This is a genomic window from Citrobacter freundii complex sp. CFNIH4 (genome assembly GCF_002934505.1).
GTDB classification, from domain to species: domain Bacteria; phylum Pseudomonadota; class Gammaproteobacteria; order Enterobacterales; family Enterobacteriaceae; genus Citrobacter; species Citrobacter freundii.
In genome coordinates, this window is the sequence record NZ_CP026231.1 from 305,233 (window position 1) to 330,390 (window position 25,158).

23 protein-coding genes and 1 pseudogene are annotated in these 25,158 nt (G+C 52.0%); 17 read left to right on the forward strand and 7 right to left on the reverse strand.

Annotated elements, in window-relative coordinates; all coding sequences use genetic code 11:
- Position 1 precedes the first annotated feature (1 nt).
- Positions 2-685 (reverse strand): winged helix-turn-helix domain-containing protein, encoded by a 684-nt coding sequence (locus C2U41_RS01470; protein WP_225624048.1) that lies wholly within the window; start codon positions 683-685, stop codon positions 2-4.
- Positions 686-1,435: 750 nt separating this feature from the next.
- Between C2U41_RS01470 and C2U41_RS01475 the strand changes: the two genes are divergently transcribed.
- The 11 genes from C2U41_RS01475 (at position 1,436) to C2U41_RS01530 (ending at position 11,739) form a co-directional block, all read left to right on the forward strand.
- Complete coding sequence (locus tag C2U41_RS01475) at positions 1,436-1,585, forward strand: hypothetical protein (RefSeq protein ID WP_233901282.1); 150 nt, start codon at positions 1,436-1,438, stop codon at positions 1,583-1,585.
- A gap of 45 nt (positions 1,586-1,630) precedes the next feature.
- Entirely contained in the window at positions 1,631-2,611 is a 981-nt protein-coding gene (locus C2U41_RS01480; protein ID WP_032170067.1) for an IS5-like element ISKpn26 family transposase, read from the forward strand.
- A 123-nt stretch (positions 2,612-2,734) separates the two neighbouring features.
- Complete coding sequence (locus C2U41_RS01490; RefSeq protein WP_233901283.1) at positions 2,735-3,184, forward strand: fimbrial protein; 450 nt, start codon at positions 2,735-2,737, stop codon at positions 3,182-3,184.
- 69 nt (positions 3,185-3,253) lie between these two features.
- Entirely contained in the window at positions 3,254-3,802 is a 549-nt protein-coding gene (locus tag C2U41_RS01495; RefSeq protein ID WP_003838886.1) for a fimbrial protein, read from the forward strand.
- 41 nt (positions 3,803-3,843) lie between these two features.
- Positions 3,844-6,315, forward strand: coding sequence for a fimbria/pilus outer membrane usher protein (locus tag C2U41_RS01500; RefSeq protein WP_103849134.1), 2,472 nt, complete (start codon positions 3,844-3,846; stop codon positions 6,313-6,315).
- A 26-nt stretch (positions 6,316-6,341) separates the two neighbouring features.
- The gene (locus tag C2U41_RS01505; protein ID WP_003838882.1) at positions 6,342-7,118 is read left to right on the forward strand and encodes a fimbrial biogenesis chaperone; all 777 of its coding nucleotides are present in this window, start codon (positions 6,342-6,344) and stop codon (positions 7,116-7,118) included.
- Between the two features lie 12 nt (positions 7,119-7,130).
- On the forward strand, positions 7,131-7,736 hold the full coding sequence (locus C2U41_RS01510) for a fimbrial protein (RefSeq protein ID WP_032948581.1): 606 nt from the start codon (positions 7,131-7,133) through the stop codon (positions 7,734-7,736).
- On the forward strand, positions 7,733-8,797 hold the full coding sequence (locus tag C2U41_RS01515) for a fimbrial protein (protein WP_003838878.1): 1,065 nt from the start codon (positions 7,733-7,735) through the stop codon (positions 8,795-8,797). The genes C2U41_RS01510 and C2U41_RS01515 overlap by 4 nt, the downstream gene beginning before the upstream one ends.
- A gap of 9 nt (positions 8,798-8,806) precedes the next feature.
- Positions 8,807-9,349: a fimbrial protein gene (locus C2U41_RS01520; protein ID WP_049001902.1), complete on the forward strand. Its 543-nt coding sequence runs from the start codon at positions 8,807-8,809 to the stop codon at positions 9,347-9,349.
- A 1-nt stretch (position 9,350) separates the two neighbouring features.
- The gene (locus C2U41_RS01525; RefSeq protein ID WP_103849133.1) at positions 9,351-11,018 is read left to right on the forward strand and encodes an O-antigen ligase family protein; all 1,668 of its coding nucleotides are present in this window, start codon (positions 9,351-9,353) and stop codon (positions 11,016-11,018) included.
- Position 11,019: 1 nt separating this feature from the next.
- Positions 11,020-11,739, forward strand: coding sequence for an EAL domain-containing protein (locus tag C2U41_RS01530; RefSeq protein ID WP_003838873.1), 720 nt, complete (start codon positions 11,020-11,022; stop codon positions 11,737-11,739).
- Between the two features lie 15 nt (positions 11,740-11,754).
- Here C2U41_RS01530 and C2U41_RS01535 read toward each other — a convergent pair whose 3' ends face one another.
- The 3 genes from C2U41_RS01535 to fadE all read right to left on the reverse strand — a co-directional run bounded on the left by C2U41_RS01535 (position 11,755) and on the right by fadE (position 15,667).
- Positions 11,755-12,165: a Spy/CpxP family protein refolding chaperone gene (locus tag C2U41_RS01535; RefSeq protein ID WP_003838871.1), complete on the reverse strand. Its 411-nt coding sequence runs from the start codon at positions 12,163-12,165 to the stop codon at positions 11,755-11,757.
- Positions 12,166-12,344: 179 nt separating this feature from the next.
- The gene (locus tag C2U41_RS01540) at positions 12,345-13,112 is read right to left on the reverse strand and encodes an amidohydrolase (RefSeq protein ID WP_032937062.1); all 768 of its coding nucleotides are present in this window, start codon (positions 13,110-13,112) and stop codon (positions 12,345-12,347) included.
- A 110-nt stretch (positions 13,113-13,222) separates the two neighbouring features.
- Positions 13,223-15,667 carry an acyl-CoA dehydrogenase FadE gene (gene fadE, locus C2U41_RS01545; protein ID WP_044702510.1) on the reverse strand — a complete coding sequence of 815 codons (2,445 nt, stop codon included), beginning with the start codon at positions 15,665-15,667 and terminating at the stop codon, positions 13,223-13,225.
- 239 nt (positions 15,668-15,906) lie between these two features.
- On the opposite strand from fadE, the gene lpcA reads away from it, so the two are divergent.
- The gene (gene lpcA / locus C2U41_RS01550) at positions 15,907-16,488 is read left to right on the forward strand and encodes a D-sedoheptulose 7-phosphate isomerase (RefSeq protein ID WP_003031390.1); all 582 of its coding nucleotides are present in this window, start codon (positions 15,907-15,909) and stop codon (positions 16,486-16,488) included.
- A gap of 111 nt (positions 16,489-16,599) precedes the next feature.
- Entirely contained in the window at positions 16,600-17,367 is a 768-nt protein-coding gene (locus C2U41_RS01555; protein ID WP_044702507.1) for a class II glutamine amidotransferase, read from the forward strand.
- Here C2U41_RS01555 and dpaA read toward each other — a convergent pair.
- Positions 17,338-18,078, reverse strand: a complete 741-nt coding sequence (gene dpaA, locus C2U41_RS01560) for a peptidoglycan meso-diaminopimelic acid protein amidase (RefSeq protein WP_003031387.1) — start codon at positions 18,076-18,078, stop codon at positions 17,338-17,340. The genes C2U41_RS01555 and dpaA overlap by 30 nt on opposite strands.
- A gap of 349 nt (positions 18,079-18,427) precedes the next feature.
- Here dpaA and C2U41_RS01565 point away from each other — a divergent pair, with 349 nt between their 5' ends.
- Positions 18,428-19,189 (forward strand): C40 family peptidase, encoded by a 762-nt coding sequence (locus tag C2U41_RS01565; protein WP_032937061.1) that lies wholly within the window; start codon positions 18,428-18,430, stop codon positions 19,187-19,189.
- A 37-nt stretch (positions 19,190-19,226) separates the two neighbouring features.
- On the opposite strand, the pseudogene C2U41_RS01570 reads toward C2U41_RS01565, so the two are convergent.
- A pseudogene (locus C2U41_RS01570) lies at positions 19,227-20,945 on the reverse strand (flagellar biosynthesis protein FlhA); the annotation flags it as partial.
- Between C2U41_RS01570 and lafU the strand changes: the two are divergent.
- The 3 genes from lafU to dinB all read left to right on the forward strand — a co-directional run bounded on the left by lafU (position 20,857) and on the right by dinB (position 23,591).
- Entirely contained in the window at positions 20,857-21,771 is a 915-nt protein-coding gene (lafU, locus tag C2U41_RS01575; RefSeq protein ID WP_197090006.1) for a putative lateral flagellar export/assembly protein LafU, read from the forward strand. The pseudogene C2U41_RS01570 and the gene lafU overlap by 89 nt on opposite strands.
- Before the next feature lie 56 nt (positions 21,772-21,827).
- On the forward strand, positions 21,828-22,469 hold the full coding sequence (locus C2U41_RS01580; RefSeq protein ID WP_003838789.1) for a hypothetical protein: 642 nt from the start codon (positions 21,828-21,830) through the stop codon (positions 22,467-22,469).
- A 66-nt stretch (positions 22,470-22,535) separates the two neighbouring features.
- Complete coding sequence (dinB, locus tag C2U41_RS01585; protein WP_016149619.1) at positions 22,536-23,591, forward strand: DNA polymerase IV; 1,056 nt, start codon at positions 22,536-22,538, stop codon at positions 23,589-23,591.
- 100 nt (positions 23,592-23,691) lie between these two features.
- On the opposite strand, the gene pepD is transcribed toward dinB, so the two are convergent.
- Positions 23,692-25,149 (reverse strand): cytosol nonspecific dipeptidase, encoded by a 1,458-nt coding sequence (pepD, locus tag C2U41_RS01590; protein WP_003031381.1) that lies wholly within the window; start codon positions 25,147-25,149, stop codon positions 23,692-23,694.
- Positions 25,150-25,158 lie beyond the last annotated feature (9 nt).

Here is a 25,158-nt window from a genome sequence, read left to right on the forward strand (position 1 = left end):
ATCATTCCTCATGATGGCGATACTGGCTGATGCAATGGTAATAGCCGAGGTTTAGCCCGCATTCAGCGGCAAATGACCACTCAACCAGATTATGGTTGCTCGCCCAGGTATTGAGATACAGATCTTTTGGATACGAACAGTTAGGGTTAATACCCACGGACTTGAAAATATCCAGCGCTTTTTTTTCGGTAATGGTGTCGGTGAGGGCGTTTCCTAATATATGCACACGGCACTGCTCGTAGTCGATAGTCCGCAGGATCGCCGCGTCCGTCATAGCGATTTTATTGGGTATCCATGTTAACCACGCTGTCGCCAGCACGGCGATGCCGGTAATTAACGTTGTTATCGTGACAGGCCACAGGTTTCGTTTCTTTTTCCTGGGCATCAATGCAACATTGGCTATTCTGGTGGGTGCTTGTGCTTCCTCCAGTTGCTGAATATTGATACTGGCGTCGCCCATCCGAAATCCTATTCGCGGAATGGTGACGATCAGTTCTGCAGGATGGCCCGTAGACGTTATTGCCTTGCGCAGAAATGAAATGTGCTGATTGAGATTAGCATCCGTCGCTCTGGCGCCATTATGCTGGAAAACATTCTGCAGAATTTCATCGCGCGAGGATATCTCTTTACCATTTTGCAACAGATAGAGCAGTAATTGTGTTGCCACATTATTCAATGTGGCCATTTCACCAGACGCCAGGTCTTTTAGGGTATTTTTATGTGGTCTGAAAACTAAGCCATCACCAATAATTACGGATTTGATTTTGTTTATTGGTATATGAGAAATCACTGATGTCTCCTTTAAAGCAGGATATCTCGCATTCGAGTGGGGGAAGCAATAGCATAACATAATTCATTTATAAAAAATGATTGTACTATAGAACTCTTTATTAATATTTACATAACAATCTATTAATATATCTAATAGAATCCTCCTATGTCCTTCCTCTCTTTCACTATCTTATTGTCATTACTCGCTTTTGATACCTAATTTCATTTTTACAAAACTTTCATAAATACATTTTGCCTGTTCTTCTGGCTAAATAAAAAAATATTTGATAGATAAAAACTCTATAAAAACCATAAATAATAGCAATTAACACTGGGTGTGGTATGTTTTTTGGATGTTTTTTAGGTAAACGATCGCTAGACAGACAGTGTTACAACACGATTCCCTGAGTTTGATTAATACCGGATTTTTGCATTGTGTCATTTTTTCGTCGACTTAATATAAGCCCCGAAACAGCGTAAACACCTGTGGACGGTATTTCGGATGGAATACCAATGAAGTTCAAAATACGGGGTGGCTTGAGATGGATTGTTTGCAAGGATATGCACTATCGCCACCTGCAGATCAGGATTTCCCTTGCATTAATTGTCTGCGGAAATAGATCGCCGGAATAACCAAAAAACAGATATAAGGTTAAGTAGTAATATGAAAATGAAAAACGTGGCTGTGGCCTGTGCGCTGATGGCGGGAATGGCTTTTACTGCATCTTCTGCTTATGCTGCAAAAAATGTTGAACCGACTAACGGTAAAATTCACTTCACTGGTTCTCTAGGGAAGGTGCGAACAAGTTCCTGATATGAGATCATCATATTCATCCGGAGCGCATCCCAGAGGGACATCATGAGCCATCAACTCACCTTCGCCGATAGTGAATTCAGCACTAAGCGCCGTCAGACCCGAAAAGAGATTTTCCTCTCCCGCATGGAGCAGATTCTGCCATGGCAGAATATGACCGCTGTCATCGAGCCGTTTTATCCCAAGGCGGGCAATGGCCGACGGCCCTATCCGCTGGAGACCATGCTGCGTATTTACTGCATGCAGCATTGGTACAACCTGAGCGACGGTGCCATGGAAGATGCCCTGTACGAAATCGCCTCCATGCGCCTGTTTGCCCGATTATCCCTGGATAGCGCCCTGCCGGATCGCACCACCATCATGAATTTCCGCCACCTGCTCGAGCAGCATCAACTGGCCCGTCAATTGTTCAAGACCATCAATCGCTGGCTGGCCGAAGCAGGCGTCATGATGACCCAAGGCACTTTGGTGGATGCCACCATCATTGAGGCACCCAGCTCTACCAAGAACAAAGAGCAGCAACGCGATCCGGAGATGCATCAGACCAAGAAAGGCAATCAGTGGCACTTTGGCATGAAGGCCCACATTGGTGTCGATGCCAAGAGTGGCCTGACCCACAGCCTAGTTACCACCGCGGCCAACGAGCATGACCTCAATCAGCTGTGTAATCTGCTTCATGGAGAGGAGCAATTTGTCTCAGCCGATGCCGGCTACCAAGGAGCGCCACAGCGCGAGGAGCTGGCCGAGGTGGATGTTGACTGGCTGATCGCCGAGCGTCCCGGCAAGGTAAAAACCTTGAAGCAGCATCCGCGCAAGAACAAAACGGCCATCAACATCGAATACATGAAAGCCAGCATCCGTGCCAAGGTGGAGCACCCGTTTCGCATCATCAAGCGGCAGTTCGGCTTCGTGAAAGCCAGATACAAGGGGCTGCTGAAAAACGATAACCAACTGGCGATGTTATTCACCCTGGCCAACCTGTTTCGGGTGGACCAAATGATACGTCAGTGGGAGAGATCTCAGTAAAAACCGGAAATAACGCCAGAAATGGTGGAAAAAATAGCCTAAATAGGCTGATTCGATGTGTTTGCGGGAAAAAAATCGGCCCAGATCCGCGAAATTTTAATCAGCGAGTCAGCTTGGGAAGAAATGACCTGCTTATTCGCACCTTCCCTAGTTAATTCCGCATGCGGTCTGGCCCCAGAATCCAGCCCGGTGCAGGTAAATTTTGGTGAAATCCCAACCTCTCAGTTAAAAGACAACCAACGTGCTGGCGTTAAGCATGCCAAAATCGTGCTGCAGGGCTGTGATACGACCGTCGCGAAAACGGCTACTGTGACCTATACCCCGGCAACAATTGATTCAGATAACAACGCGCTGGCCGCGTTCACCTCGGGTACTGCAAAGGGTGCGGGCATCGGTATGGTTGACAGCGGCAACCAGGACGTGGAATGGGGCAAAGCCGCCTCTCAGGCCAACATTACCGATGGCGAAACCGACATTGATTTCGTCGCTTACCTGCAGGCAAACAACGCATCTGCAGCGGTAACTCCGGGTGATTTCGAATCTACCGTTAATTTCCAGATCGACTACCAGTAACGATCTGCAGCAGGCGCAATTATGCGCCTGCCTAACCCTTCCTGCGAATAACTGAAAGGAAATGCGGTGATGCCTGGATGGCGTATTTTACTGCTTTTTATCTTTATATCGCCTGCATGGGTTTTGGCTGACACTCATCGTCTTGTCAGTACGCCCGGCAAAATGCGCATGCGGGGAAATATTATTGAAGCTGCCTGTTATGTCGATCCGCGCGACCGGTCGCTACTGGTTGAATTTGATGATCTCTCAGCCAGAGATATTTCCGGTAAACCTGAAAAAGTATCTGCGCATGATTTCAGCATTCATTTGCTGGGATGTTCCCTTGGGGATTCTCAACATCCGGGGAGTCTGTTTCAACGCGCTAATATTACCTTTTCCGGCGCACCCGATAGTGACAATCCTGATTATCTGAGCGTGCAATCGGAAACTGAAAATTTAGCGATAGAAATATATGACGGCAAAGGACAGCAAATTCATCTGGGTGAGCCATCACCGGACTATGCGCTTAACCCAGGGAAAAACACGCTCAATTTTACGGCTTATTTGATCTCCCGCGACGGAAGAATGACATCCGGCGAATTTACTGCGGTCACGCATTTTGTTGTGAATTATCTCTGAGCTGCACTGCAATTCGGGTATCTGAAGGTTTGCGAACGAAAATGATCACGCTGAAAACAGATAAAAAACGTCTGGCGCTTTTTATTGCTCTGGTCTGTGCCTCTTCATGTGTTGAAGCGGATGAGGCCATTGAATTTAATACCGACGTACTGGATGCCAGCGACAGGCACAATGTCGATTTGCAGCGTTTTTCCGAAGGCAACTTTGTGACTCCCGGAGAATATCTGCTGGATGTTCGTATTAACAGCCAGGAGATCCCTCAGCAGTCGATTCGTTATATCGTCGACCCTGCCAACCCGCATAAATCCATAGCCTGTCTGACGCCACAACAACTTGAATTACTGGCGCTCAAAGAAGAGGCGCTGACCTATATTCACCCGATCAGCGCGGCCTGCTATGACATTTCCCGCCTGCCGGGTGTGGTGCTGAATAATAGCGCCGGCGTACTGGACATTACCGTGCCTCAGGCATGGATGAAATATACCGATCCAGACTGGACGCCGCCGGAGCGTTGGGATAACGGTGTCGCAGGGCTGATTTTTGACTACAGCGTTTCAGGCCAGGCCACACATTACGAGCAGGGCGGCGATCGTTATCGCTCTCTGTCTGGCTATGGACTGACTGGCTTTAACCTCGGCGCGTGGCGTTTTCGTGGCCAGTACCAAGCCAATTACGCTTCGGATGAGAACCGAGGGCGAATCGATTGGGATCAGATCTATGCCTATCGCCCGTTACCGATGCAGGCGGCAAAACTGACGCTCGGCGAAATCTACCTGAATTCTCAGGTTTTTGATTCGGTACGTTTCACCGGGGCGAACCTCGCCAGCGACGAACGCATGCTGCCGCCGAATTTGCAGGGCTACGCGCCCGAAGTACATGGCATCGCGCGCAGCAATGCGAAGGTCACTGTCAGTCAGCAGGGGCGTGTTATCTATCAAACCACCGTTCCTGCGGGGCCATTTAATATTCAGGATCTGCACGGCTCGGTACGCGGCACGCTGGATGTTCGCGTCGAAGAGCAGGATGGCAGTGTACAAACCTTTCAGGTCAATACGGCCGATATTCCTTACCTGACACGCCCGGGCTATGTTCGATACAACGCCGCGGTCGGTAAGCCATCGCGTTATAACCACGACGTCCAGGGGCCTGCGTTTTATAGCGGTGATTTTTCCTGGGGGGTCAGCAATGCGTGGTCGCTGTATGGCGGCGCGTTGCTCACTGGCGATCGTTATAATGCCTGGTCGATGGGGATTGGGCGGGATTTGAGCTGGCTGGGTGCGCTGTCGGCTGACGCTACGCAATCCGTGAGTCGGGTGAAGCATCAGACTGAACAAAAAGGGATGTCCTTTAAGCTCAGCTATGCCAAAACCTTTGATGAGTACAACAGCGCCATCACCTTTGCTGGTTACCGCTTTTCACAGCGTAACTTCCGCACCTTCTCGCAGTTCCTTGACGAGCAGTATGAAAATAACAACAGCGCCGGCAACGAAAAAGAGATGTACACCATCACCGGTAACAAGACCTTTTTTGCTGACGACCCGCAATTAGCGACCACGCTGTACCTGACCTATACCCACCAGAATTACTGGGATCGTGGCTCTCAGGATCGTTACGGGTTGTCGATGGGACACAGCTTTTCGTTCGCAGGCATTCAGGGGATCAGCGCCAACCTTGCTGCTTACCGCTCTGAGTATCAGGGCAAACGGGACGACAGCCTTTCGCTGTCCATTTCTGTGCCATGGAGCGATGGCCGCTCCATGGATTATGAAGTGCAAAACAGCGGCAACCAGACCAGTCAGATGGTTTCGTATTCCGATAACCGCGACCGTAACAATCCATGGCGACTGCGCGCAGGGGTTTCCGGTGAAGGGAACACCGCGTTTGATGGTTACTACAAGCATCGCAGCATGATGGCTGAGCTTGAGTCTAACGTCAGCTGGCAGCAATCACGTTATTTCTCCGTTGGCGGCACGATGCGCGGCGGCTTTACCGCAACGCGTCACGGCGCGGCGCTGCATAACAGCCAGGCGTCAATGAATACCGCCAGGGTGATGGTTGATACCGACGGTGTGGCGAATGTACCGCTGAACGGTGAACAGGCGCACTCAAACCGCTTCGGTATTGCCGTCGTACCGGACGTCGTCAGCTATCACAGCTTTGATACCCGTATCGATGTGGACGCAATGGACGAGGAAATTTCCGCGACCAAAGCCATCGTCACCAACACCCTGACGGAAGGCGCGATTGGTTATCAGCGCTTCGCCGTGGCGCAGGGGCAAAAAATGATGGCGCTGCTGCGCCTGAAGGATGGCTCTGTACCGCCGTTTGGTGCCGAAGTGTTTAACGCCAACGGTGTCAGCGTCGCCATGGTGATGGAAAACGGCATGGCCTGGATTGCGGGTGTGAATCCAGCTGAGCGTCTTTCTGTTGCCTGGGGCGGTCGTGCTCAGTGTCACTTACAGGTGCCGCAACAAATCAACCCGGAAGGTAACGTGCTGTTGCCTTGTGAATAATTTCAATAACCTGAATGAATTTTGTCATGAAAAATCAAGCTTTTTACTCCGTGCAGCGTTGGCTGAAACCCGTGGCCTGCGGTCTGCTTTTTATTGCAGAGATCAACGCCTCATGGGCGGGTATCGCACTTGACCGTACCCGCCTGATCATCACCGGTGATGCGCGCTCTGTCAGCGCGAACTTAACCAACACCAGTCCGAGCATTCCGTTTCTGGCTCAGTCGTGGGTGGAAGACGCCAATGGAACAAAAATTACTTCGCCGCTGATGGTTTTACCGCCGCTACAACGGATTAACGGCGGGCAAAAGGGCATTGCACGTGTGACGAAAACCAGCGGTATTAACGCTCTGCCACAGGATCGAGAAAGTCTGTTCTACCTGAACGTGCGCGAAATTCCGCCCAAGCCGGATAAGCCGAACGTGCTGCAGCTGGCGATGCAGTCGCGTATCAAACTGTTCTACCGTCCGACCGCCATCGTGCCGGAAACACCGGGCGCCGTGTGGCAAAACCAACTGGTCTTTCATAAGCAGGGCCTGCGCTGGAGTGTGGATAACCCAACGCCGTACTTCGTCACCTTGATCGGCTTAAGCCGCAAACCTGAAGCTCAGGGCGGCGACAGGCTGACTGACTTCCCTGGGGTTATGGTTTCACCAAAGTCATCTCGCGATTTCAGCGTGACCGACGGCAGCGTTAGCCAGTTCAGCATGATGTATGTGAACGATTTTGGCGGTCATCCCGAATTGAAATTCAGCTGCACAGGCAATGTGTGTAAAGCATTGCCAATGGAGCAACAGCCCCGGTAACAGGATTCGTAAATGAAAAAGATGCTTTGCGCTCTGCTGATGGCGGGCATGGCCTGCTCGGTTCAGGCCACAAGCGGTCGCCAGGATATGAGCAACGTGTCCGGTGAGTATGGCAATGTCCGCTTTCATGGTCGGGTATTCGTTTCGCCGTGCGTGCTGGATATGGCCTCCCGCGATCAGACTATCGATCTTGGTGATATTTCCGCCAGCCGATTTCGCCAGGGCGGCGATCGCAGCGATCCGGTATTGGTCACGCTGTATCTGAACGGCTGTTTAAAGGGCTCCGGTCATACCTTAAGGGATTTTCCCGGGCAGACCAGTGAGATGCCTGAGCTTGCTTACAGCACGGTGGAGCGTGGTGTTTCGATGACGATGATGGCTGAAGGCGCACCGGAAAACAGCGATTTGGGGCGCATTCGTGGCGATGTTCGCGGCGCGGGCATCCGGCTACTGACTGAACGTAAGCAGTTGATCCACCTGAATCAACCGCAACGCATGTGGATCCTCAAACCGGGCGATAACGCCATTCATTTTCTTGCCGCGCTGGAATCTTTTGGGCGAGAGGTGACCGCCGGAGAATTTAACGGTCTGGTCAGACTTAAGCTGGAGTATCTATGAGCGTATTGCGCAAAATGCTGCTGTGGGCGGTGCTGGCAGGCTGTCCTCTGGCCGGGCAGGCATTTACACAGGGAGAAGGTGAGCCGGAAGGTGGGTCGCCGCATCAGTACGATATTGAACTGAACTCGCTGGATGTCAGCAAAAACCACGTGGGCGGCAGAACGGAGCCGTTCCCCTGGAATCTTGGCAGTTGGTATGTAGTGGATTTTCACTGCGAACAGGCTGACATCTCCCGACAACCGATTTACTACACCACCACGACCACGATGCCGCCTTCCAATCAGGGAGCGAACCGTTTTCGTCTAAACGAGTATCTGGATGTGGAAGTTCAGGTGTGGGTCGCCGGTCGTTATAACAACTACGTTCAGGCACCTTTTACCAATTTTTCAAATCGTTATAACGATCATAGCTGCAAAAAGCGCAAAGGTTACGAGCGGGCTACCAACATAGAAAGTGGTTCAAAAGGGAAAGTGACGTTTATTGTCACAAAACCCATTATTAATGGCATCAATATTACCTCCCAGTCGCTGGTGGAGGTTGCTGGGCGCTTAGGGGATGCTGGTCCTACGCCGACAACGCCAATTTCCCGCGTGGTGATTAAATCCGGGCTGATTACCGTACCGGACAAATGCACCTTCAACCGGGGAGACAAAATCAGCATTGAGTTTGGCGATTTGCCAGGATCCGCTGCCCGGCTCAACGGCACTAACTATAGTAAGCCAATCCCTATACATGTGGTGTGTGAGGGCGGCAGCTTCGATCAGGGCGCGCTGAATATCAATCTTGGCGTGCAAACGACCACGGCGTCAGGCACGGCGGGATTTAACGGTAATCTCCTCGGCACGTTAAGCGGCGGACAAAAACGCGACGATCTCGGCATTATGCTTAAAGACGAGAGTGGTGGCACCGTTGTGCCCAATCAATTTTACAACGTGAAGGGGTTTTACCAGAATCAGGGCGACTGGAATCTCACCGCCGCGCCGGTGGCAAAGCCGGGCGTGGGAAGTGTGAAGGAAGGTGAATTTGAAGCCTCTGCCACCGTTGTCGCGCAGTTTCAGTAGGGGGATGTCATGAGATTCTCGGCGTTATTCGCGACCGGTATGTTACTGCTTGGCAGCATGGCACAGGCCGACACCAAACTGGTCGGCGGCGATATGTATTTTCACGGCACCATCAGAGCACTGGCCTGCAGCCTTGCACCGGGTGGCGACAAAATCGAGGTCGATTTCAAGCAAATCGCGACGCAGGATCTCTATCTCTCGGGGCGCAGTAAGCCGGAAAAATTCAGCATCAAGTTACGCGACTGCAATCCTGAGGTTTTCCGTGGGATCTCGGTTACCTTCAGCGGTCGTGAGGATGCGGAGCTGGCAGATCATCTGGCGCTGGATAGCAGTGAACAAGGCGGCGCGTCAGGGATCGGGATTGGGATGAGCGAAGAGGACGGCACGGCAATCCGCCTTGATGAGAGCACATCAGTCAAAGAGATAACAGAAGGTTCGATGACGCTGAATTTTTTTGCGTGGGTCGCAGCGGAGCCATCGGCGATAAAAAATCAGTCTCTCGAATACGGTCCGTTCAGCGCCAGCGGGACCTGGACGTTGAACTACCAGTAGCATGATGAACGTACTGAATCGGATTGCGCCGCTGCCTGCGCAGAAATTATTGCTCGGTATTAGTCTGTTTTTCTGGTGTGGGGCCATGCATCTCTACTGGCCGAACAACGGCGGCAGCGGTCTGTCGTTGCCGCTTAATATTACGAGCTGGATCTACGCTGTTGTACTGGCTGCAAGCGTATTGATGCTGGCGCCTCGTCAACGCTGGCGCATCACTGTGCCAGCTGCGGGTTTTACGGTCGGGGCGTTCATCCTGGCGTTGCTTTGCCTGCTAACACCTGACGTCAGGCAGGCCGAGGCACTACTGGTGGCGGGGGCGTTACTGGGAGGTGTGAGCGTCTATCTGGTCACATTGCAAATTCCTCTCACGGCAAACACCCTGACGGCACTGCTGGCCCTGCTATGGGGGGCGTGCGTGATTGAATGTCTGGTGTTTGTCTATCAGTACTGGCATTTGCCGGGCGTGGATTACTGGGAGTTTGCCTGGCGACGTGGTACACGGCCTTACGGCATTTTTCAGCAGGTCAACCTGCTGGCCAGCTTTACGGCCTGTGGCGTGTTGCTGTCAGCCACGCTCTTTTTACGGCTGCGCGACGGGTATCGAATTGTCATCGGGGTTGGCCTGGTGATGATGGGATTTGTGCTGCATGAATCCCAGTCGCAAACCGGTTACCTGTCTCTGGTAGTCGGTGAAGTGCTGCTGCTGGCGGTTTTCCCGGCGCAACGGCGTACGTTGTTACTACTCCTGTTGCCGTTGGCGTCAGGCATGGCGGCGGGGTCGCTCGTTCGCCATTTTTTGTCCGTTGCAACGGTCGATCACTTCACCACTTCCCAGGTGCGCTGGACGGTACTCAAAACGTCGTTGGCATTATTTGCCGAACGCCCGTGGACGGGGTGGGGCGTGGGCAGTTTTGCCGCCGTGTTTCTCGAACGTGCGGGACCGTTGGGGTTGAGCAGCATCTCGCATCCGCACAATGAACTGGTGTTATGGCTGGTGGAGGGCGGTCTGGTTGGGCTGGTGGGAGCGCTGTGTTTTATTGCGAGTGGTTTCTGGCTCTGGATGCATGGAAATCGTTGGCGTCGCGCCTGTCTGGTGGCGACGCTGCCGGTGGTGATTCATATGCTGACGGAATACCCCGTCAGGCAGTCAACGCCGCATTGGCTACTGCTGATCCTGTTGCTTCGATGTGCAGACAGCGACCGAGCTGGAATACGCCTGGTGCTTACGTCGACGTGGCTGATTCGCGCGCCAGGGGTTATCTCGCTACTGACCGTCGCGCCATTGCTGCTTCTCACGCTGCATACGCAACAGCAACTGACGCTGGCGGAAAGGCAGTCATCGCAGTGGCATCTTGCCGAATCGCTCCCTGTAGGAGGCTGGCTTCTTACCAGTCGCTATCGGTTTGATGTTCAGATGGGGTATCTGCAACGGTATCAGCGTACCCGGGACGCTCGTTGGCTGGAGGCGGTTCGCCGCTGGGCGCCTGACTATGTGCGCGTTCACCCAGACCCTAATGTCTCCTTCACGCAAATCTTGCTGGCGTTGCAACAGCGCGACCTTGTCGAGGCGCATCGTCTGGCGACGCGCTTTTGCCTGATATACCCGAACGATCGCCGTATCCCGTGGCTGCAGGATGCACGACGTCCTTTTAATAAAATAATGGAATGATATGAACAGATTCAGCGAACAGGCCCGTTATGTGCCAGAACTTCCCCGCAACGCCGAACTGCTGCAGATCACTGGGATCCGTTTGCAGCGCATTCATTTTTTTGATGACGTATCGCTGGATGTCTGTGAAGTGTTAAGTCAGGTACGCACTCCGCTCCCACTGGATTTGTTTTTCAAGCACCTTTCAATTGCGGCAAAACAGCAGCTTTTTCTATGGCAAATGCAACGGGTGCTGGCTCTTTCTGGAAGCTATTCGTTGAATTTATCCGTCAGGATGCTGACCTGTCTGTCATGGGTCACGCGTCTCACAAAGCAGGTGCATCAGGGGCGGATTGTTATTGAGATTCAGGATCCGGGCTCCATGATGCGGCTGGAGAAGGCAGAGCAGCAGGCCGTATGCATCGCCGTAAAAACGCTGGTGCGTCACGGGTTTCGCGTGTGGCTGGATGATGTTTCACCTGAGCTATTTTTTGTCTGGCGGCTGTCGGGCATCCGTTTCGATGCCATCAAAATTGAAAGTGGAATGTTTCATCAGTTCAGAACATCGGAGTGGCAGTTGAGGGTTCTGGTCAATCAGTTTCGTGGGCTGGGTGAACGGGTTGTCATTGAGGGGGTAGAAACGCCACAGGATTATGCCATTTGCCGTATGAGCGGCGCAGATGCTGTACAGGGTTTTCTGTTTGAACAGGCGATTTTACCGAAAAGCCTGAATCATTGCTGATCCAGGCTCTGACAATTACTCGCTTAGCGTCTGTGCGATGTCTTTTTGCACCTGCTGGCGCTGTTCTGGAGTCAGCACTTTGTTCAGGTCAAAATAGTATTTCACGCGATAATAACGCGCCTGCTGTTCGATGTTGCTGAATGCCGAAAGCTGTTTTTTGACGGCTGTTTCATCCCACTTCCCGGACTTGATGACGTCAATCAACGCGCCGTCTTTAACATCCTTCACCGAAATCTGGCTTACGTTGGTTTCAAGCTGCTGGTGCAGTTTTTTAATCTGCGCAATCTGGTCAGTGCTCAACTTAAGATGTTGTACTATCGGATCCTGGGCTGGAGCCGGAACATTAGATGTGGTTGCTGCAAGGGTGCTAAAAGAAGCGCCAGCCACGGTAACTGCCAGCAAAGTCATGCGTAAGAAGTTCTTCATGTCGAGATCCTGATAAGGGAATTATTAACATTGTCAGTCACTCGCTGGTTACGAGTGATTATCTTTTGCAGGATACGATGCCCACCGCATGTCGCCACGCGAATTTGTTTTGCGGTTGGTTACGGAGTGAAACAATCCCGCCACGGAAAAACGTTATGCAGCGGGAGTGAAGGCGATAGTTATAGTGTGAATGGGTCGGCGTCCTGCCAGGCGGGAAATTTCTCGCGATATTCACGCAGCGCTGAGAGAGACAGTTCTGCGTCAATGCGTGTGGCCTGATGCGGCTCGGCGGTGGCTATAATCTCACCCTGCGGATTAATCACCCGGCCGTCACCGCGATAATGATGCCCGTTACCGTCAGTGCCCACGCGGTTACATCCTGCTACATAAGCCTGGTTCTCAATCGCCCGTGCGGCAAGCAGAACCTGCCAGTGCAGAGAACGCGGCGCCGGCCAATTGGCAACATACAACGCAAGGTCGTAATCGTTGCGATTGCGCGACCATACCGGAAAACGCAGGTCATAACAGACCAACGGCAGAATGCGCCAGCCGCGCCATTCAACAATAACGCGCGCGTCACCCGCCTGGTAATGCTGGTGCTCATCCGCCATGCGGAACAGATGGCGCTTGTCGTAGAAATGCACATTACCTTCGGGTTCAACCAGCAAAAAACGATTCACCGGCCCCCGTTCAGACTGTATCGCCACGCTACCTGCTATCAGGGCATTTGTCTGCTGCGCTTTGCTACGCATCCAGCTTACAACTTCTTCTTGCGGCAACGATTTATTTGCCGCTTCCATGGCAAATCCGCTGGTAAACATCTCAGGCAATACAATGACATCACGTCCGGCGACGGTTTCCAGTTGTCGGTCAAAATGGCGCAGGTTGGCCGGACCATCCATCCAGATCAATGGTTGTTGCAGCAGAGTAATTTTCAAACCAGGCACGATCGAGGCTCCTCGTTGAACAACATTTTGACACTGTAGCATGAGCATTAATGAAAATGTGGCAATAAAAAGCCCCGCATTAAGCGGGGCTAAACGTCGTGCGAGTGTCGTTATGCTGCTTCGACTTTACGCACTTTCTCTGGCAGCTTTACCGGCTGAGTCGCCAGCTCCTCGGGTTCAAAGTCATCCACGTTGATACTGCGCAGGCGGCTCGCTTCGGCTTTCACCAGAATCGCGGCTTCATCTTTATCAATCAGACCTTTCGCCAGCGCATTGTGCGCCAGTTCGTCGAGACGGGTAAATGGCAGGTTTTTACCCAACTCTTTACAGATCCGCTGGTGGATTGGGTCGGCTGCAATCACGTCCAGCAGCGCCTCTTCCAGCAAACCAACCGGGTTATGCTCGCTTGGCGTCAGATATTGACCGCGACCAATACGAGAACGAGTAGCGCTCGGAACCTGCAAAATCTTCGCGACTTTATGATCCAATTTGTCAGACGGTGCATGGTAGTGGCGACCGGTAGGGAAGATAACCACATTCAGCAAGCCCGCGACCAGACGGTTCGGGAAGTTCTTCAGCAGATCGTCCATCGCCTGTTCCGCTTTGTACAACGCATCCTGAACGCCCCAGTGAACCAACGGCAGGTCCGCTTCATGACGGCCTTCGTCGTCATAACGCTTCAGCACCGCGGAGGCCAGATACAGCTGACTTAACACATCGCCCAGACGTGCGGAGATACGTTCACGACGCTTCAGACTACCGCCCAGTACAGCCATCGACACATCTGAAAGCAGGGCCAGGTTGGCGCTCAGACGGTTCAGGTGCTGGTAGTAACGTTTGGTCGCATCGCCAGTTGGCGTGCTGCTGGTTAAACCACGCGTCAGGCCAAGCCAGAAGCTACGCACTTCGTTACTGCCGACGTGACCGATGTGTTTGAACAGCAGCTTGTCGAACGCATTCACATCGTTACTCTGTGCCGCAGCCATCTCTTCCAGAACATACGGATGGCAGCGAATCGCACCCTGACCGAAGATCATCATGCTACGGGTCAGAATGTTGGCACCTTCAACGGTAATAGCGATTGGCGCACCTTGATAAGCACGGGCGAGGAAGTTACTTTCGCCAAGCATAATGCCTTTACCGCCAGTGATATCCATCGCATCGATGATTGACTGCTGCCCGCGGTGGGTACAGTGATATTTCACGATGGCCGACAACACCGCCGGTTTTTCACCCAGCATAATGCCGTAGGTAATCAGTGATGCCGCAGCGTCCATCACGTAGGCGTTACCGGCAATACGTGCCAACGGCTCTTCAATACCTTCCATCTTGCCGATAGAGATTTTGAACTGGCGACGAATGTGCGCATACGCGCCGGTGGCCATCGCGACCGATTTCACGCCGCCCGTCGAGTTAGATGGCAGGGTAATACCACGTCCCACAGACAGGCATTCCACCAGCATGCGCCAGCCCTGACCGGCCATTTTCGGACCACCGATGATGTAATCAATTGGTACAAACACATCTTTGCCCAGTGTCGGACCGTTCTGGAACGGCACGTTCAGCGGGAAGTGACGACGCCCAATTTGTACACCTGGCGTTGAGGTTGGGATCAGCGCACAGGTAATGCCAAGATCTTCTTCGCCCCCCAGCAGTTTTTCCGGGTCGGAGAGTTTAAATGCCAGACCCAGCACGGTAGCGATAGGCGCCAGCGTGATATAGCGTTTGTTCCAGGTCAGGCGCATACCCAGCACCTGCTGGCCCTGCCAGTCGCCCATACAAACTACGCCGGTATCAGGGATCGCGCCTGCGTCGGAGCCGGCTTCCGGGCTGGTCAGAGCAAAGCATGGGATCTCCTGACCGCGAGCCAGACGCGGCAGGTAATGATTTTTCTGCTCTTCGGTGCCGTAATGTTGCAGCAGTTCGCCTGGGCCTAATGAGTTAGGCACGCCAACGGTGATTGCCAGGATCCCGGAAACGCCGGAGAGTTTCTGTAGAACGCGAGCCTGAGCATATGCTGAGAATTCCAGCCCGCCGTACTCTTTCTTAATGATCATCGCGAAGAAGCGGTGTTCTTTCAGATATGCCCACAGTTCCGGCGGCAGATCCGCGAGTTCGTGAGTGATCTGGAAGTCGTTCGCCATGCGGCACGCTTCTTCCACTGGACCATCAATAAACGCTTGCTCTTCAGCAGTCAGATGCGGCTGAGGATAGTTATGCAGTTTTTTCCAGTCAGGCTTGCCCTGGAACAGATCACCTTCCCACCAGGTCGTACCGGCATCAATCGCTTCTTTCTCAGTACGCGACATCGGCGGCATGACTTTACGGAAACCGCGGAACACCGGTGCAGAGATCATAGATTTGCGCATCGGCGTAAAGTTAAACGGTACGAGAATAATGGCCAGAGGAACCAGCAGCCAGACTGACCACAGGCCAGCCACGCCAAGCGCGGCCGTCCAGGCGAGCAAAATTAAGCTGCTGAGGAATAAGCTCACGCGGTGATAAAACAGAACGCTGAGCAGAACAACCGTAGCGATAATACTCAAAATCATCATAACGAAAAGCTCCCTTGCTTGTAGGAGGTCTGACCACTTGTGATGATATGGTTGTAGTGGATGTAAATTCTTTTAGCAATGTGTTTACAAAATAATTACAACAAAGCTCACATTGTTGTTGTTTTAACCGGCACAAAAAATCAAAAGCCGTAGCCATTCCTGTGGCTTGTACTTCTCGCTGGTAGCGCTATCCGGTACACTGCACCTTGTCATTTACATTCATGCTGAAGGATATCCTCATGTACCAGGATCTTATTCGTAACGAACTGAGCGAAGCGGCGGAAACGCTGGCTAATTTTCTTAAAGATGACGCCAATATTCACGCCATTCAGCGCGCGGCGGTCCTGTTGGCAGACAGCTTTAAAGCCGGCGGTAAGGTACTTTCTTGCGGTAACGGCGGTTCCCATTGCGACGCGATGCACTTTGCCGAAGAGCTGACCGGACGCTATCGTGAAAACCGTCCTGGTTACCCTGCTATCGCTATCTCTGACGTCAGCCATATCTCCTGCGTCAGCAACGATTTCGGTTACGATTATGTGTTCTCTCGCTACGTAGAAGCCGTGGGTCGTGAGGGAGATGTCCTGTTAGGCATCTCGACTTCGGGTAATTCCGGTAACGTAATTAAAGCGATTGCCGCAGCGCGTGAGAAAGGGATGAAAGTTATCACCCTGACCGGTAAAGATGGCGGCAAAATGGCGGGCAGCGCGGATATCGAAATTCGCGTGCCGCACTTTGGCTACGCTGATCGTATTCAGGAAATTCATATCAAAGTGATTCATATCCTGATCCAGTTGATCGAAAAAGAGATGGTTAAACCATAAGAAGACGATTGCCGGATGGTGGCTGAAGCCGTATCCGGCCTACATGAGCGCCACGTAGGCCTGATAAGCGCAGCGCCATCAGGCAGTTCACGGTTTTAAGGTAGGTGATGTATGTGCGAACTGCTCGGGATGAGCGCCAATGTGCCAACCGATATCTGCTTTAGCTTCACCGGGCTGGTCCAGCGCGGCGGAGGTACCGGGCCGCACAAAGACGGCTGGGGTATTACGTTTTATGAAGGTAAGGGCTGCCGTACGTTTAAAGATCCGCAACCCAGCTTTAATTCGCCTATCGCCAAACTGGTACAAGACTATCCCATCAAATCCTGTTCCGTGATTGCCCACATTCGTCAGGCGAATCGTGGAGAAGTAGCGCTGGAAAATACCCATCCATTTACCCGTGAACTATGGGGACGTAACTGGACGTATGCCCATAACGGGCAACTCAGCGGTTATAAATCACTGGAGACCGGTAATTTCCGCCCGGTCGGTGAAACCGACAGCGAAAAAGCCTTCTGCTGGCTGCTCCACAAGCTGACGGAGCGTTATCCGCGCACGCCTGGCAATATGGCGGCGGTGTTTAAATATATCGCGATGCTGGCAGGAGAACTGCGGGAGAAGGGCGTCTTCAACATGCTGTTGTCTGACGGACGTTATGTGATGGCCTTCTGCTCGACCAATTTGTTTTGGATCACGCGGCGTGCGCCGTTTGGCGTGGCGACATTGCTGGATCAGGATGTGGAGATTGATTTTAGCTCAGAGACCACACCCAATGATGTGGTCACCGTGATTGCCACTCAACCGTTAACCGGCAATGAAACCTGGCAAAAGATTATGCCAGGCGAGTGGGCATTATTTTGTCTCGGGGAGCGCGTAGTTTGATGCCAGTTGCGGCTGAACCACTTCGTGACTCAACGGCTTGCTGACGACGTAACGGCCATCGACGACGGAAACGGTCGGTGGCTTACGCGTTTGTTCGAAGTAATCGTATCCCGGTTTTAGCTGCGACCAGAACTCTTTGTAATACGAGAACTTATGGCGCTGCATGTTGGCATCGGTCATGCGGAACGGGTAAATGCTCACCTGTACGCTGGATTGTCCGAACACCAGCGCGCCGGTGACAAACTGGAAAATCTCATCAATGCCGTTGTCGGTCATCGCATAGCAGCCGACGGAAACGCAGGCGCCGTGGATCATCAGGTATTTACCTTCATAACCGTGGGCGCGATCGTAGGCATTAGGGAAACCAATGTTAATCGCTTTATAGAAGCGGCTATCCGGTTTCAGCTGTCCACGCTGAACGCTGTAAAATCCTTCCGGACTTTTGAAATCACCCTGACGCTGTTTCGGCCCTAAGCCACCGGAATAATTACAGATCTTATAACTGTCGAGCAATTGATACTGTTCGCCCATCTTGACGTACAGATCCAACGTTCGCTCTTCTTTGAAGATCTGGATATAAACGGGGGAGCCCATTAATTGCTGCTTATATTCTTTGCTGACAGGCGTAGTCGGGCTGCTGCTGCTCAGCAAACCGGCAAATGAAACGCACGGCAATAAAAGCATCGCAAGAAAAAATGCGATTTTACGCATACTGCTTATTCCTTGATAAAACGATTACACACGCCAGGACGGCAAAAAGAGTCCCCAAATCGGATAAATCTGGATCTGGAGCGCTCACATTAGCACCAAGAGAGTTTTTCGCAAGTCTCTCGTGCGGCGTTTACACTTTAGTTTTCCTTTATACGGAAAATTGTGCTTAAAGGCAGTCAGACACTGGCTTGTTTTGCTGGTTAGCACACTGCATTTCGTCTTATTAGTGAAGAATGTCTATTCTATTGAATTTAAAAAATTAATTATTTAATAATCGAATATTAAAAAGGAATGATGGGCAATAGCGGTAGACTGCGGCGAACGTGTTTGACCAGGTATTCTTCTTTTCATGTTTTTTGTCTCTGCACCCCGTTGCTTCTTGCCGGGTCTGCTGTCTTTGTATGTTGTGCTGTCTTTACCGTCTGTCGCCAAAGTTCAGCCCCACTTATCTGACGCCCATTTAAGCTATGCGGCGCACTTGCGGATGCGTAACCGCGCCCGGCTGCTGAAGCAGTATCACGCGCAGGTAAAAAAGCAGGCAAGCTACGTGGTGGAAGGCAACGCAGAAAGTAAAAGCGCGCTGCGCCAGCAGAACCGGGCGCTGATTAAACAGCACCCGGAGTGGTTCCCTGGCCCACTAAAAGCCAGCGACCATCGCTGGCAGGAACTGGCTGAGAATGACCATTTTCTCAGTAGCAATCATCTACACAATATCACTGAAGTGGCCATCCACCGACTTGAGCAACAGCTCGGTAAACCCTATTTGTGGGGCGGTACCGATCCGGATGAAGGGTTTGACTGTAGCGGGCTGATTTTTTATGCCTACAACAAAATCCTGGCGGCAAAATTGCCCCGGACAGCGAATGAAATGTATCACTATCGACGGGCTACTATTGTCGCTAACCGCGATCTTCGCCGTGGTGATTTAGTGTTCTTTCATATTCACAGCCGGGATATTGCCGATCATATGGGCGTCTATTTGGGGCAGGGACAATTTATTGAATCACCACGGACAGGAGAAACAATTCGGGTGAGCAATTTATCCGATGACTTCTGGCAGGATCATTATCTAGGCGCTCGTCGTATTCTTACGGAAAATACGATTCTGTAATCAAAAAGGCGGTGTAATGACACCGCCTCGGCAGGCGTTAACTTAACGCCCCCATGATCTTTAATTCCAGTTCATCCGGAACTTCGTTATAAGACAACACCTGTAGGCCCGGGGCAAACAGGCGCGCATAGCGCGCGAGCAAAGGACGTAACTGCGGTGCGACCAGCAGCACAGGCTCTTTCCCCGCCGCTTTCATCTGTTCTTTTATCTGCGGCATATTGGTCTGAAACTGATTCAGCATATTGGGATCGACCGGCACACTATCCAGCACCACTTTTCCACTTTGTTGAGCCTGATTCACCACATTCGCCAGCAGATTCTCCAGTTCACTGTTCAGCGTATATACGGCCAGCTCATCTTTGCGCACAAACGGGTGGGTAATGCTGCGACGTAGCGCCAGACGCACATCTGCCGTTAACAAAATATGATCTTTGGTCACGGTGCTACTGGCGACAAGTACGGTGGCTATGGTGACGATATCGCGCAATGACACACCTTCGATAAGCAGCGCCCGGTACACTTTCAAGAGCTGGCTGTAATTCAGCGCTGCGCTCAAATCTTCCGCCAGACGTGGCGCCATAGAAGAGAGGCGGTTATGCAACTGCGTAATATCATCGTAATTAAATAGCTCTGGAATATAGTTACGAATGATCTTATTCACATGCGTCGCAATGACGCTGGCACTATCAATAACCTGGTACCCCATATTTAACGCTTTAGCTTTTTGCGCCGGAACAATCCAGGTGACCGGCATACCATAGGCTGGATCGTGGCCTAAAACACCGTCGATCTCGCCATAGGTTTCACTGGAGGGCAGCGCCATCAGCTTATCTGCGGGAATATCGGCTTCATCGGCCTTGATCCCATTGATAAAAATGGCGTACTGGGTCGGTTTAAGGCGGAAGTTTTCGCGGATGCGAATTTCCGGCAGCAGTACGCCGTTCGTGTCTGAGATCACCTGTCGCACACCGCGAATGCGTTGAGTGAGCGGATTCCCTTTGGATTTATCGACCAACGACACCAGCTTATATCCCAGGCTCAGGCTGATAGGTTCTATTAAGGGGATAGTTTCCCAACTGACCTGCTGCTCGGTGGTTTCAGCGATGGTTTTGGTCAGCGTTTCGAGATTTTTCTCTTCGGTCTCAGCCACCTTCGGTCGCTTGCTCATGCGCCAGGCGGTGAATCCCAGCAGGGCGCTGAAAATCAGGAAGGGGAAATGCGGCATCCCCGGCACCACTGCCAGCACAAACATAATGCTGGTGGCGGTATACAGCACGGAGGGGCTGGCCAGCAGTTGGCTACGTACGTCCGTGGCAATATCGCCGCTGTCGCTTACGCGGGTGACGATGATCGCTGCTGCTGTCGACAACAGCAGAGAAGGGATCTGGGCGACCAGGCCGTCACCGATGGTCATCAGTACGTATTGCTGGAAGGCGGCTTCGGCGCTTAAATCGTATTTAAAGATCCCGATACAGACGCCGCCGATCAGGTTGATAGCCAGGATCATCATCCCGGCGATGGCATCGCCGCGCACGAACTTTGACGCACCATCCATCGCGCCATAGAAATCCGCTTCGCCCGCTACGTCTTTACGTCGCGCTTGCGCCTGCGCCTGATTAATCAGTCCTGCGTTCAGATCGGCGTCGATCGCCATCTGCTTACCGGGCATGGCGTCCAGCGTAAAGCGGGCAGAAACTTCGGAGATACGCTCCGCACCTTTGGTCACCACGATAAAGTTAATTGTGAACAGCGTCAGCAAGGCTGACCGAGAAAATATTGTGGCGGCGCTGCACGGCCAGTCAATCTTTAATGGTGGCGGTATGGCACCTTTAAACAAGCTGGGCAAGCAGCCGATAGCGCCGGGTGCGCAGAAGAAAAACGTCACGCGCAACAAGCTGGATAAAACGGTTACCCCGCAAGAGACGGCGAAGATCACAGAAGATAACGCCAAAAAAGCGCTGGATGTAAATGAAAAAGCGGTGTTGCTGAAGCAAAAATCAGCGCGTGAATTGGGCGAGCTGGCGACCGATATTAACGTCATTGCCCGCAACGCACATATGGAAACCAACCTCGAGATGGAGATTGTTCCTCAGGGGTTGCGCGTACTGATTAAAGATGACCAGAACCGGAATATGTTTGAACGCGGCAGCGCCAAAATTATGCCGTTCTTTAAATCGCTGCTGGTTGAGCTGACCCCCGTGTTTGACTCGCTGGACAACAAGCTCATTATTACCGGACATACGGATGCGATGAGCTATAAGAGCAACATTTACAACAACTGGAACCTCTCCGGCGACCGTGCTTTGTCAGCACGACGCGTGCTGGAAGATGCCGGCATGCCGCAGGATAAAGTCATGCAGGTTAGCGCCATGGCGGACCAAATGCTGCTGGATGCGAAAAACCCGGAAAGCGCAGGCAACCGCCGTATTGAGATCATGGTGTTAACGCAAAGTGCTTCCGATACGCTGTATCAATATTTTGGTCAGCACGGCGAGAAAGTGGTTCAGCCACTGGTTGATAAGCTGGACAAACAAAAGCAGGTGGCCTCTTTACGTCAGCCCTCTGTTCCCGTCACTCATTAATTCTGTTTTCCGCCCCCCACGCAACGTGGGGGCAAATTATCCCTCAGGAAGGTAATGTGATAGATGTAACCCATATTATTCCATTGGATATTCATACTGATAACGTCACTGATGGGGCTTGTCAGGGCGCGCATTTCGACCCGGTTTCAGGTATCTGGTACACCGAGCCTCATGTGTTAAATGAGGGGCTTCGTGACTATGTCTACAACACCGACAGTTTTAACATCGTTGCGCCGTACTATCTGGTGATTACCTCGAAGATGCACTGCTGGAGCTGCCACCAGCTCACCCATATTCACGGGGTGATGTTTACCCGCTTTATCAGAAAAGATCAGGATGGCAAAGGCTGGCAATCTATTCGACGGAATACCTTTCTGTTCCACATTAATTCTCTGCCTGAAGAGATACAAAAGAACATCAAAGCCAGCAATTACTATTTGGATAAAAGTAAAACTACCGGGCTACGTTACTGGATGAATCATTGTGAAATTTGTGGAGAACGTCTGGGCGACTATGAGCTTTTCTGCGTGGAAAATGATGCATTTCGCCTGATGACGATCGAAAAATTGCTGCGGGCAAAGATTCGCAAAGTGAATAAACTTTTTGTCAGTACGGCGGGTAATCCCGCAGAACATAAGATCACGGACATCGTGCGTTACCTGTGCGATGCACGCTTCGTCATGAATGGTCCGGCCTAAGGCATAAACAGACTTCTCACAACATAAAAATACTGTATACTTAAACAGTGTTATGAGAGGTGAGTCATGCGCAAAATCATACATGTCGATATGGACTGCTTTTTCGCGGCGGTGGAAATGCGCGACAACCCCGCCTTGCGTGATATTCCCATTGCTATCGGCGGCAGTCGTGAACGCCGGGGGGTTATCAGCACGGCCAATTATCCGGCGCGTAAATTTGGCGTACGCAGCGCAATGCCAACCGGAATGGCGTTAAAACTGTGCCCGCATCTCACGTTATTACCTGGTCGTTACGAGGCCTATAAAGAAGCCTCCCGCCAGATTCAGGCTATTTTCTCCCGCTATACCTCGCTGATAGAACCGCTTTCGCTGGATGAAGCCTATCTGGATGTGACTGACAGCACTCACTGCCATGGCTCAGCTACGCTGATCGCTCAGGAGATCCGCCAGACAATTTTTGCCGAGCTACAGTTAACCGCCTCTGCCGGAATTGCGCCGGTCAAATTTCTGGCAAAAATAGCCTCCGATCTCAACAAACCCAATGGGCAATATGTGATTACCCCTGCCGATGTTCCTGAATTTCTCAGAACATTACCGTTAGGCAAAATTCCCGGCGTTGGCAAAGTCTCTGCCGCTAAGCTGGAAGCGATGGGGTTGCGAACCTGCGAGGATGTTCAGAAATACGACCTGGCCATGTTGCTCAAACGTTTTGGTAAGTTTGGTCGCGTGTTGTGGGAACGTAGCCAGGGCATTGATGAGCGCGACGTCAACAATGACAGACTGCGCAAATCAGTCGGCGTCGAGCGTACTTTGGCAGAAGATATTCATGAGTGGGCTGAATGTGAGGAGATTATTGAGCGGCTATATCCCGAACTGGAACGACGTCTGGCCAAGGTAAAACCGGATCTGTTGATCGCCCGGCAGGGAGTAAAACTCAAGTTTAATGATTTTCAGCAAACCACTCAGGAGCACGTCTGGCCGCGCTTAAGTAAAGATGACTTAATTGCGACGGCGCGCAAAACCTGGAATGAACGTCGGGGAGGGCGGGGCGTAAGGCTGGTGGGATTACACGTCACGCTGTTGGATCCACAGCTGGAAAGGCAACTACTGTTGGGGCTGTGATGTTGATGTATTGCCGGATGGCTGCGTAAAAACTATATCCGGCCTACAAATCAGCATGTAGGCCGGATAAGCACAGCGCCATCCGGCGTTTAGCGCAGACTTACTTCGCCGGAATAGACTTCAGCAGTTCAGTCAGCAGCGTCCAGTAATGGCCGACGCTTTCGATATGAACCTGTTCATCCGGGGAGTGCGGGCCGGTGATGGTTGGCCCGATGGAAACCATGTCCATATCTGGATACGGTTTCTTGAACAGACCACATTCCAGACCGGCGTGGATGATTTGGATGTTAGGCGTTTTGTTGAACAGACGCTGATAGGTTTCACGAACCAGGTGCATAACCGGAGAGTTGGCATCCGGCTGCCAGCCAGGGTATCCGCCTTTTGCCTGGGTTTTCGCGCCAGCCAGTTTACCCAGTGAATCCAGCATGCTCACCACGTAGTCTTTACCGCTGTCGATCAGAGAACGGATGAGGCAGTGAATTTCAACGTTGTCGTCAGTCATGGTTACAACGCCGACGTTCAGGGAAGTTTCTACCACGCCTTTGGCGACGTCGGAGTTGCGGATTACACCGTTCGGGGTGGCGTTCAGCAGACGCACAAAGCTGTCGCGAGACTCAGCGGTCAGCGCGGCTTTGTCTTGAGTAACGGCATCCAGCAGCAGAGCCAGGTTCTTCTCTTTGGCTTCCAGTTCGTTTTTCAGGATTTCCTGATAGGTGTTGACCAGCGCTTTTAACGCATCAACTTTATCTGCAGCCACGGCCAGGGTGGCAAAGGCTTCACGCGGAATTGCGTTACGCAGCGTACCGCCGTTGAAATCAACCAGACGCAGATCCAGCTCTTCAGCGTGGCCCGCCAGGAAGCGTACCAGCAGCTTGTTCGCGTTACCGAGACCCACGTGGATTTCGCCGCCGGAGTGGCCGCCTTTCAGGCCTTTTAACGTCAGCTTAAAGCTCTGGAAGCCAGCAGGGATTGCTTCACGGGACAGCGGCAGGTTAGAGGTAAAGTCGATACCGCCTGCGCAACCCATGTAGATCTCACCTTCTTCTTCTGAGTCGGTGTTGATCAGGATATCTGCCTGCAGCCAGTTAGCCTGCAGACCAAACGCGCCATCCATACCTGCTTCTTCGGTCATGGTCAGCAGCACTTCCAGAGGACCATGTACCACGCTGTCATCAGCCAGAACGGCCAGAGCGGACGCCATACCGATACCGTTATCCGCACCCAGCGTGGTGCCACGGGCTTTTACCCATTCGCCATCAATATAAGGTTGGATAGGATCTTTGGTGAAGTCGTGAACGGTGTCGTTGTTTTTCTGCGGGACCATATCCAGGTGCGCCTGCAGAACGACCGGTTTACGGTTTTCCATGCCTGCGGTAGCGGGTTTGCGAATCAGGATATTACCGACTTGATCGCGCTCGACGTGGAAACCTTTTTCCTGGGCCCAGCTCAGAATGTGTTCAGCGAGCTGCTCTTCATGATAGGACGGATGAGGAATAGAACAGATTTTGGCAAAAATATCCCATAACGGTTGCGGGGATAATTGAGACAGTTCAGACACGTTGAGTCT

Bases quoted from the DNA above. Each gene is read 5' to 3' on its own strand.
- C2U41_RS01470 (WP_225624048.1), bottom strand. From the start codon at position 685: ATGGCCACATTGAATAATGTGGCAACACAATTACTGCTCTATCTGTTG.
- C2U41_RS01475 (WP_233901282.1), top strand. From the start codon at position 1,436: ATGAAAATGAAAAACGTGGCTGTGGCCTGTGCGCTGATGGCGGGAATG.
- C2U41_RS01480 (WP_032170067.1), top strand. From the start codon at position 1,631: ATGAGCCATCAACTCACCTTCGCCGATAGTGAATTCAGCACTAAGCGC.
- C2U41_RS01490 (WP_233901283.1), top strand. From the start codon at position 2,735: ATGACCTGCTTATTCGCACCTTCCCTAGTTAATTCCGCATGCGGTCTG.
- C2U41_RS01495 (WP_003838886.1), top strand. From the start codon at position 3,254: ATGCCTGGATGGCGTATTTTACTGCTTTTTATCTTTATATCGCCTGCA.
- C2U41_RS01500 (WP_103849134.1), top strand. From the start codon at position 3,844: ATGATCACGCTGAAAACAGATAAAAAACGTCTGGCGCTTTTTATTGCT.
- C2U41_RS01505 (WP_003838882.1), top strand. From the start codon at position 6,342: ATGAAAAATCAAGCTTTTTACTCCGTGCAGCGTTGGCTGAAACCCGTG.
- C2U41_RS01510 (WP_032948581.1), top strand. From the start codon at position 7,131: ATGAAAAAGATGCTTTGCGCTCTGCTGATGGCGGGCATGGCCTGCTCG.
- C2U41_RS01515 (WP_003838878.1), top strand. From the start codon at position 7,733: ATGAGCGTATTGCGCAAAATGCTGCTGTGGGCGGTGCTGGCAGGCTGT.
- C2U41_RS01520 (WP_049001902.1), top strand. From the start codon at position 8,807: ATGAGATTCTCGGCGTTATTCGCGACCGGTATGTTACTGCTTGGCAGC.
- C2U41_RS01525 (WP_103849133.1), top strand. From the start codon at position 9,351: ATGATGAACGTACTGAATCGGATTGCGCCGCTGCCTGCGCAGAAATTA.
- C2U41_RS01530 (WP_003838873.1), top strand. From the start codon at position 11,020: ATGAACAGATTCAGCGAACAGGCCCGTTATGTGCCAGAACTTCCCCGC.
- C2U41_RS01535 (WP_003838871.1), bottom strand. From the start codon at position 12,165: ATGAAGAACTTCTTACGCATGACTTTGCTGGCAGTTACCGTGGCTGGC.
- fadE (WP_044702510.1), bottom strand. From the start codon at position 15,667: ATGATGATTTTGAGTATTATCGCTACGGTTGTTCTGCTCAGCGTTCTG.
- lpcA (WP_003031390.1), top strand. From the start codon at position 15,907: ATGTACCAGGATCTTATTCGTAACGAACTGAGCGAAGCGGCGGAAACG.
- C2U41_RS01555 (WP_044702507.1), top strand. From the start codon at position 16,600: ATGTGCGAACTGCTCGGGATGAGCGCCAATGTGCCAACCGATATCTGC.
- dpaA (WP_003031387.1), bottom strand. From the start codon at position 18,078: ATGCGTAAAATCGCATTTTTTCTTGCGATGCTTTTATTGCCGTGCGTT.
- C2U41_RS01565 (WP_032937061.1), top strand. From the start codon at position 18,428: ATGTTTTTTGTCTCTGCACCCCGTTGCTTCTTGCCGGGTCTGCTGTCT.
- lafU (WP_197090006.1), top strand. From the start codon at position 20,857: ATGGCGTCCAGCGTAAAGCGGGCAGAAACTTCGGAGATACGCTCCGCA.
- dinB (WP_016149619.1), top strand. From the start codon at position 22,536: ATGCGCAAAATCATACATGTCGATATGGACTGCTTTTTCGCGGCGGTG.